The sequence below is a fragment of the Gluconacetobacter liquefaciens genome, assembly GCF_003350405.1.
GTDB lineage: Bacteria > Pseudomonadota > Alphaproteobacteria > Acetobacterales > Acetobacteraceae > Gluconacetobacter > Gluconacetobacter liquefaciens.
The window spans coordinates 59,854-67,957 of sequence record NZ_QQAW01000015.1; the positions used below are offsets into that span (position 1 = coordinate 59,854).

At 59.8% G+C, this 8,104-nt stretch carries 8 protein-coding genes and 1 pseudogene; 4 read left to right on the top strand and 5 right to left on the bottom strand.

The features are described 5' to 3' along the window. Positions 1 to 20 precede the first annotated feature (20 nt). The 5 genes and pseudogenes from C7453_RS17325 to C7453_RS17345 all read right to left on the bottom strand — a co-directional run bounded on the left by C7453_RS17325 (position 21) and on the right by C7453_RS17345 (position 4,358). A pseudogene (locus C7453_RS17325) lies at positions 21 to 1,134 on the bottom strand (transposase). 86 nt (positions 1,135 to 1,220) lie between these two features. After that, entirely contained in the window at positions 1,221 to 2,096 is an 876-nt protein-coding gene (gene cysE, locus C7453_RS17330) for a serine O-acetyltransferase (RefSeq protein WP_114729318.1), read from the bottom strand. Between the two features lie 69 nt (positions 2,097 to 2,165). Continuing rightward, positions 2,166 to 3,794, bottom strand: coding sequence for a chaperonin GroEL (gene groL, locus C7453_RS17335; RefSeq protein WP_114729320.1), 1,629 nt, complete (start codon positions 3,792 to 3,794; stop codon positions 2,166 to 2,168). Between the two features lie 24 nt (positions 3,795 to 3,818). Continuing rightward, positions 3,819 to 4,118, bottom strand: coding sequence for a co-chaperone GroES (locus C7453_RS17340; protein ID WP_114729322.1), 300 nt, complete (start codon positions 4,116 to 4,118; stop codon positions 3,819 to 3,821). Positions 4,119 to 4,142: 24 nt separating this feature from the next. Beyond that, entirely contained in the window at positions 4,143 to 4,358 is a 216-nt protein-coding gene (locus C7453_RS17345; RefSeq protein ID WP_114729324.1) for a hypothetical protein, read from the bottom strand. 906 nt (positions 4,359 to 5,264) lie between these two features. On the opposite strand from C7453_RS17345, the gene C7453_RS17350 reads away from it, so the two are divergent. Genes C7453_RS17350 through C7453_RS17360 form a run of 4 tightly spaced genes read left to right on the top strand, consistent with a single transcriptional unit; the run spans position 5,265 to position 7,926 of the window. Further along, positions 5,265 to 5,489 (top strand): hypothetical protein, encoded by a 225-nt coding sequence (locus C7453_RS17350; RefSeq protein ID WP_114729326.1) that lies wholly within the window; start codon positions 5,265 to 5,267, stop codon positions 5,487 to 5,489. A 60-nt stretch (positions 5,490 to 5,549) separates the two neighbouring features. Then, on the top strand, positions 5,550 to 6,056 hold the full coding sequence (locus C7453_RS18775; RefSeq protein WP_141289022.1) for a thioredoxin domain-containing protein: 507 nt from the start codon (positions 5,550 to 5,552) through the stop codon (positions 6,054 to 6,056). 42 nt (positions 6,057 to 6,098) lie between these two features. Further along, a complete protein-coding gene (locus C7453_RS17355) occupies positions 6,099 to 7,208 on the top strand; it encodes an ATP-grasp domain-containing protein (protein ID WP_245949136.1) in 1,110 nt (369 codons plus the stop codon). 43 nt (positions 7,209 to 7,251) lie between these two features. Beyond that, complete coding sequence (locus tag C7453_RS17360; RefSeq protein ID WP_245949137.1) at positions 7,252 to 7,926, top strand: RBBP9/YdeN family alpha/beta hydrolase; 675 nt, start codon at positions 7,252 to 7,254, stop codon at positions 7,924 to 7,926. Positions 7,927 to 8,104 lie beyond the last annotated feature (178 nt).

Here is an 8,104-nt window from a genome sequence, read left to right on the forward strand (position 1 = left end):
GTGACGAAGATACCTGCGTTTTATGCAACCGTCAGTCGGGTGATCCTGCGGCAGTTATATGCGAGGGCGACAAGCATCCATTCTGTTACGACATTTGCGAGGCCCATGAGGAGGAATGGGTGAAGACCAAGGTGCTCTTGATGATACCGAAGAGCAATTCGACGGCCTGCTTGCGTAAGGCATAGAAGACTTTTGCCGGACCCTGTTGCAGCCTGGCTTTCATATCCAGGCGCCAGGACTCGGTGATCCGACGCGGTTCATTGGGTGATGGTTATGGCCGGAAATCATAAGAGCGCCGACCCACGGGGGGTCCGATGGCGACCAGCGGGTCGATACCCGTGGCCTGCACCGTTTCGACGGCCTTGCGGCTGGCGAAGCCCGTATCGGCGAGGACGGTTCGCGGCAGGCCGATCCTTCCCTCCATGCCCAGGATCATGTCGGCAAAGCTGGGCGCGGCGGCCGTGGTCGCAACGACGCCCTTTTCCACGATCACCCGGCAGCCCTCGGCACACATCATGACCTGGGCGTTTTACGCTTGGTGGTATTCATGCGCATCGGAGCAACGCAACAGCTTGCCGTCCAGATCGGTCAGGTTGATCTGCCAGTCGGGCGGCGATTCATCGTCCGGCTCTTGCGGCGGACGGCCTTGGCCTACTTGCGGGCCTCCGCTTCCCGCCACGCGCAGACTTCGTCCAGTTTTGCCTTCAAAGCCTCGCGGCGGGCCAGTTCATCCGGTAACGCCTGGTGACACACCTCGGTCGGCATCTGCCCGCTCTGCGCGCTCCATCAGGGTGGCAATGTCGATGGCCAGTTTCTCGCCTAGGTCTTTCGCGCGATCATACTGGATGGAACGGTATTTCGAGGCGTTGGCATCGATCTTCGTGCCGTCGATCGGCGACCGTGTCGAGCCGCATCCGTCCCATCTCGATGCCAATTCCAGCATGTGCAGGAACGGTGCCTCGATCGCCGAAATGTTTCCGTTCCAGAACGTCGTGATCGTGTCATGGTCAGGATGCAGGTTCGCCGCCACAAAGCGCATACCAATGTCACGACGAAATGCGCCACATCCTCCGCAGGTAGCCAGGATTTCAGATCCGGCGGCAGAAAATGCGGCTGCAATCGGTCAGACGGGATGAAGCTGCTCGCCCCGCAAGCTTACCGCAGATCCCCGCAGACAGGTACCCCAACCCGACAGCGTGCCAGGTGGATATTTTGTATCGTCAGATTTCATATTCGAGCGGCGGCAATGTCTGATCCATGGTTAGAGACGGCAACCCCTCATGTCGCACGCCGACGACGCGCGCAGGATTACCGACGACCGTCGTGAACGGGGCAACGGATTTCAGCACGACCGACCCAGCTCCGACCTTGGCGCCCTCGCCGATTTCGATATTACCCAGCACCTTGGCTCCGGTACCAATCAGCGCGCCACGCCGTATCTTGGGGTGCCGGTCGCCATTTTCCTTGCCTGTACCGCCCAGGGTCACGTTCTGTAGCAGGGCAACGTCGTCCTCAATGACTGCCGTCTCGCCCACCACGATGCCGGTTCCATGATCGAATATAATCCGCTGCCCCAGTTGCGCAGCAGGATGGATGTCCACGGCAAATAGCTCCGATGCCCGGCTTTGGATGTAATGGGCCAGAGACCGACGGTTTTCCTGCCATAGCCAGTGCGCAATCCGATAGGATTGGATTGCGTGAAAACCTTTGAAGAACATGAACGGCACCAAAAAATCGGCTGCAGCCGGGTCGCGTTCGCGGATCGAAGCCAAGTCGGCCGCCGCCATATCGACTGCCAACGGCTGATTGCCCTGAAACTCTCGCGCTAACGCGAAGATCGTCGCCGTAGACAGCAAATCGCCGCCGAGCTTGCGAGACAACAAAAAGGCCAAAGCCGTCGCAAAATCCGGCTGGTCAAGAATGCCAGGGCGTAAAAGACCCTTCAACACAGGATCTTTATGTGTCCGAGCCTCGCTCCTCATGATTTCCCACGACGCCATCTCTGTCGCACTCACGTTATTTGCGGCTGACAGAGCAATGGCATTCGCTCGATCGCGGACGAGGTAGCTTTGCAGGCTGATGATATTTACAGCCATTCTTCTACCTCATCGATCACGGCAACGATCCGGCCCGGATATTCATCCAGACCGGACCGTCACGTTGGATCAATATCCCAGATCTGCACCAGACGGTGCGGTCGCCTGCTGTTTGGGTTCAGGCTTCTCGGCCACCAGTGCCTCGGTGGTGATCAGCAGGCTCCCCACGGACGATGCATCCTGCAACGCCGTACGCACGACCTTGGTCGGATCGATGATACCGGCCGCCACCAGGTCCTTGTATTCCCCGATCTGGGCATCGAAACCATAGCCGTAGTCCGTGGATTCAAGCACCTTTCCTGCCACGACCGCCCCATCCTCTCCGGCATTGGCTGCGATCTGGCGCAGCGGCGCCTGGAGCGCTTTACGCACGATCTCACCACCGATCCGCTGGTCCTCGTTGTGGAAATGCAGCTTCGCCACCACAGCGGTCGCACGCGCAAGCGCCGTGCCGCCGCCGGGCACGATCCCTTCCTCGACCGCCGCGCGCGTCGCGTTCAGGGCATCGTCCACCCGGTCCTTGCGCTCCTTCACCTCAACCTCGGTCGAGCCGCCGACACGGATGATGGCAACGCCACCAGCCAACTTTGCCAGGCGCTCCTGCAGTTTCTCGCGATCGTAGTCGGACGTCGTTTCCTCGATCTGGGCGCGAATCTGGGCGATACGCCCCTTGATGGCGTCCGCCGCACCCTCGCCATTGACGACGGTCGTATTATCCTTGTCGATCACCACCCGGCGCGCCTGGCCCAGTTGCGCCAGCGTCACGCTTTCCAGCTTGATCCCCAGATCGTCACTGATCACCTCGCCACCTGTCAGGACAGCGATATCCTCCAGGATCGCCTTGCGCCGATCGCCGAAACCGGGCGCCTTGACGGCAGCAATCTTCAGCCCCCCGCGCAGCTTGTTCACCACCAGCGTCGCCAGGGCCTCACCTTCCACATCTTCGGCGATGATCAGCAGCGGACGCCCCGACTTGACCACGCTTTCCAGCAGCGGCAACAGCGGCTGAAGGGACGACAGCTTCTTCTCGTGGATCAGGATATAAGGTTGCTCCAGATCCGCGATCAGCTTTTCGCTGTTGGTCACGAAATAAGGCGAAATATAGCCCCGATCGAACTGCAGCCCTTCGACCACATCCAGTTCGGTCTCGAAGCCCTTCGCCTCCTCGACGGTGATGACGCCGTCCTTGCCGACTTTCTGAACAGCGTCCGAGATGATCCGTCCGATCTGGGTGTCGCCATTGGCCGAGATCGTCGCGACCTGGGCGGTTTCCTCCTTCGTCGCGATCGGGCGGGTGCGCGCGCGCAGATCCTCGATCACTGCCTTCGTGGCATGGTCGATGCCGCGCTTGACGTCCAGCGGATTGAAACCCGCAGCCACCGCCTTCAGCCCCTCGCGCACGATCGCCTGCGCCAGAACCGTCGCGGTCGTCGTACCGTCACCGGCAAGGTCGTTCGTCTTGCTGGCGACCTCACGCAGCAACTGCGCGCCCAGATTTTCGAACTTGTCGGACAGCTCGATTTCCTTCGCCACCGACACACCATCCTTGGTGATGCGCGGCGCGCCGAAGCTCTTGTCGATCACTACGTTGCGACCCTTGGGGCCCAACGTCACCTTCACCGCGTCGGCCAGGATATCGATCCCCGCCAGCAGCCGCGCACGGGCATCGCCCGCGAATTTTACATCCTTGCTTGCCATGATGCGTATCCCTATCCCGTCTGTTTACCGCGCGCCGCCAACAATGCCGAACAGGTCGGACTCCTTGGCGATCAGCAGATCCTCGCCGCCGATCTTCACTTCCGTGCCGGACCATTTCCCGAACAGGACATGATCGCCCGCGCGGACTTCCAGCGGCACGACCTGCCCGCGCTCGTCCCGTGCGCCAGGCCCTACCGCCACCACGACGGCCTCGACAGGCTTTTCCTGCGCCGTATCGGGAATGATGATGCCTCCCGCCGTCTTTTCGGCAGGAGAAATGCGCCGCAGGACCACACGGTCATGCAGGGGACGAAATCCACTCATTGTCTTGACCTCTGACTCTCTGGATTATCGCGGTGTGGCCTGGGCACCGGCCTGGACACGGGCGTGGCGGAACTGCCGCGCCACCTGGCGCGTCAATTCGTCCGGCTCGGCCAGGACACGGTTATGCAGGGTGCGCACGCTGTCATGCGCCGCATAAAAGCGCCGCGTCCTGCGGTCGCCTTCCATGATCAGGGCACCCAGAAACGTGCCCTCGATCTCCACAATTTGCGATTCATACATGGGTTTACTGCCTTGTCGTTCCGCTTGCGCGGGCCCGCCGGCAGCCTTCGCCGCCGGCGCGTTATCGGGCGGGCATCGGCCTCATGCGGCCGGCTCGTCCTGCGCTACATCGTTCGATGCGACACATTCGCGCGGTGATGCGGGTCATCGGGCTCCATCCCAGGATCGGTGCGCCACAACAGGCGGCGACAGCGGCACGATTACAGGGTCATTGCCGTGCGTCAACCCATACAGACATTTATTATCGTAATATTTGGAATTCACAAGCACGATCAGATTTCCAAAAACGCGGCGTAAAAATCTATTAATAGATTGATATAATTGTATATATTTTTAAACCGACGACATAGCATCCAGTCGTCCTCTAAACCGTATACCCCGGTGGCGGATGCTATCCGGCAGGTCTGAAAATTCATCATACGATATAAAATGTTAATTCTTGCATATCACTAATGTTTATCGCAGAGTGAGCCCCACCAAACGACGAGCGGATTGGCTTGGCCAGATTCTCGGCGCACAGCCGAATAGTCCGGCACCATGCTCACCTACCGACAAGGACCATTGGCTTGCCAAAGAATTTCAGGAGAAGCATGCAGCCTCCCCTCGCCCTCCGTTCATCTCTCGGTCAGCTGGCAGGTACGCCGTCTCCCCGCGCGACGGTGGACCTGAAGGCGCCTCCTTCCCAGCCCATTCCTTACGCATGATCATTCCCAGAAATATGCACAGAGTCTGGAGTCAAGGCAGATGAAAGCCGACAGGTCCGTCTCTCCGATCCGGAGGGCATCTCGCAATGGACGATCCCTTCCGACAGTTCGAAGCAACCCTCGGGCGTATCCGGAAAGACGCTTCGTCACGCGGTTCTCTCCCGAGTTCGGACAGGATCTCCTTTCCGTTCGCCAGGTATGGGTGTCCAAATTCGCGACGCAAGGTGCCATCTACCGTATCAACGGCGAACCGCGCGACGACGGCTGGTTCACGCCCGAAGGCGAAACACAAGCCTTGCGGATTGGGCGAGACTGCTTCCTCTCGCGCGAAGAAGCGGCGCTGGATGCCGATTCCCGCCGCAAGGTCAAAGTGATGTCCTTAAGAAACATTGTCGAACGGATCGAGACACTTATTGCATCCGATTGACCCGTCCTTTCTTTGTCATCCGCCCCAGCCAACAAGAGACGATCCAGGTCCAGGAGGCCAATGATGGCACTGCTTCCCGGCTGGATGGCCCCGGATTTCGCCTGCGACACGACATGGGGGCCGATCCACTTTCATATGTGGCTCGGTGCAGGCTGGGGGGTCGTCCTGACCCATGTGGATGATTACACGCCGCACAGTCTTCAAAACGGGATGGAATGGGCCAGTTCATGTTTCCGACCAATCAGGATGCTAGGCCTGAATGCCGCCGCCGATGACATCCACGCGTCGGATCGCCGGCCGCCCGCTCCGACATCTGTTCCACGCATCATAGACCCATCCGGCGCTGTTCGAACCCTCTGGCGAGGCATCGCCATCGATGTCGGTGGTGAAGCGTCCGCTTTTTCCGACGATCATGTGGTTTATTTTCTAGACCCATCCAGGACCATACGCATGACTCTTTCATATTCTTCTCGTCGAAATCTTGATTTTTCTGATGTTATTTCGGTCCTCGACGCATTGGGAGCCAATCGCGACTGCGGATGCACTCCCGCCTGGCAGGCTGCCTGACATGCCGTGCTCCTGTCCGACACGCGAGATGAAGTCGACATCATGACGGCAGGACTTCTACCGGCGATGACCACGCTGGACGCCGGCACGCTTGATCCTTGCCAGGAGGATAGCACAGCGGCGCCTTGGGAATACGTTGCCTCCTGGATCATCTATGGACCATTGGTGACCTTCTGGATCGCAATGGGTTTGCGCTATCGCGACTTCGCCATCGCGACGTTGGCCAATCCGCATATACCCACCGGTGGCCTCTGCGGTGAAAGCAAAAGCGGCATTCTGAGCCAGTTCCCCACATCGGAGAGCACCTGGGTTGCCCCGTGGCAGGTTTTCACGACCGGCCAGGACAGCATGCGGCGCGCGGCGGATGCCATGGAACGGCTGGACCTGTCTTTTCCTGTGGTCTTGAAGCCCGATATCGGCTGCAAGGGCGCCGGAGTACGGCTGATCCGCACCCAGGACCGCCTGAGCGAAACACTCGCGCTTTATCCAGACAATATCCCGGTCATGATCCAACACTTCATTCCCTATGAGGGTGAGGCCGGCATCTTCTATTCCCGCCTGCCGAACGAGGACATCGGGCAGATCCTGTCCATGACGTTCAAATCCTCGCCATTCGTGGTCGGCAACGGCGTATCCACCTTGCACGAACTGATCCTCGATCACCCGCGTGCCGGTACCGTGCCGCATGTCTATCTTCCCCGGTTGACGGGAAGGCTGGATGAAGTCCCGTCTCCGGGCGAAGTCGTTTCCCTGGTCTTTACGGGAAACCATTCAAAAGGCTCGCTATTCCGCGATGCCACGCATCTGATCACACCGGCACTGACGAAACGCATCGATGCCATCCTGCGCAGGCTGCCAGATTCCCACCATGGGCGTGTAGACCTGCGTTTCGCTTCGGTCGAAGCCCTTCGGGAGGGCCGCCAATTTCAGATCATCGAGGTGAACGGCATCGACTCCGAACCGATCCATATGTGGGCATCAGGCACGACTCTCGCTTCGATCTGGCGTACGCAGTTTCGCTTCTACGGTCGCGCTTTCAGGATCGGGGCATTGATGCGGCAGCGCGGCTTTCGCAGCAAAGGGGCTTTCGACATGCTCAGGCAATGGCGACGCCAGTCCGCCCTGATCGCCCGATATCCGTCAAGCGACTGATCCAGCCAGCAGAAGCAATTTCGAACAAGGGAGACATCACCCAATGCCGGCTACCGATCATCACGACCACGGCACAGACACACAGCGTCAGATGCCTCCCCGTCGCCAGACGAGCCCGCTCACCCCAGCCGCCACATCCGGCTTGGTCGACGCTCTATCCCGCTTCGAAATCGTGATCGTTCCCGGTCTCGACGGCTCGGCACCGGATCACTGGCAATCCCGATGGGAACATTTTCTGCCTCAGCACGGCGTAACGCTTCACCGGGTCGCACAGAGCAACTGGGAACAACCGACCTATCTCGCCTGGTGTGCGGGATTGCAATATACCCTGGCAGCCTGCCGGCGACCGACGATCCTGGTTGCCCACAGCCTCGGCGCCGTCCTGGTCGCCCGTTGGGCCAGCGAGCGACCAACAGGACGCGTTGCCGGAGCCCTTCTGGTCGCTCCAGCCGATGTGGAACAGCACCATGGACCAGACGCCCAACGGGTCGCCGATTTTGCCCCGCTCCCGACTGCCCGCCTGCCCTTCCCCTCGACTCTGATCACCAGCCGCAATGACAAATGGCTGAGCATGCCACGCGCTCGCGTCATAGCGTATCGATGGGGATCGACAGTTCTGGATGCCGGTCACCTTGGACATATCGGCAATAGATCTGGCCTCGGACTGTGGGCGGACGGCCTCTCCGCGCTCGGTCACCTGGCCCTCTCAATTACCTGACGCGCGCAATCCATGATCGTCTCAGTGCCTGTTTTCATCTTCCAGCGCCTTCAGCCGTTTGGCCTCGGATACCTCAAGCCCACTGACGTGCTCCCCGAAAACCCGGCCAATTTGAGTTGGAATTTTCCACGTATGATCCCGTAAGCGGGACGAGGAGAGTTTCATGAAGGCATCGAAG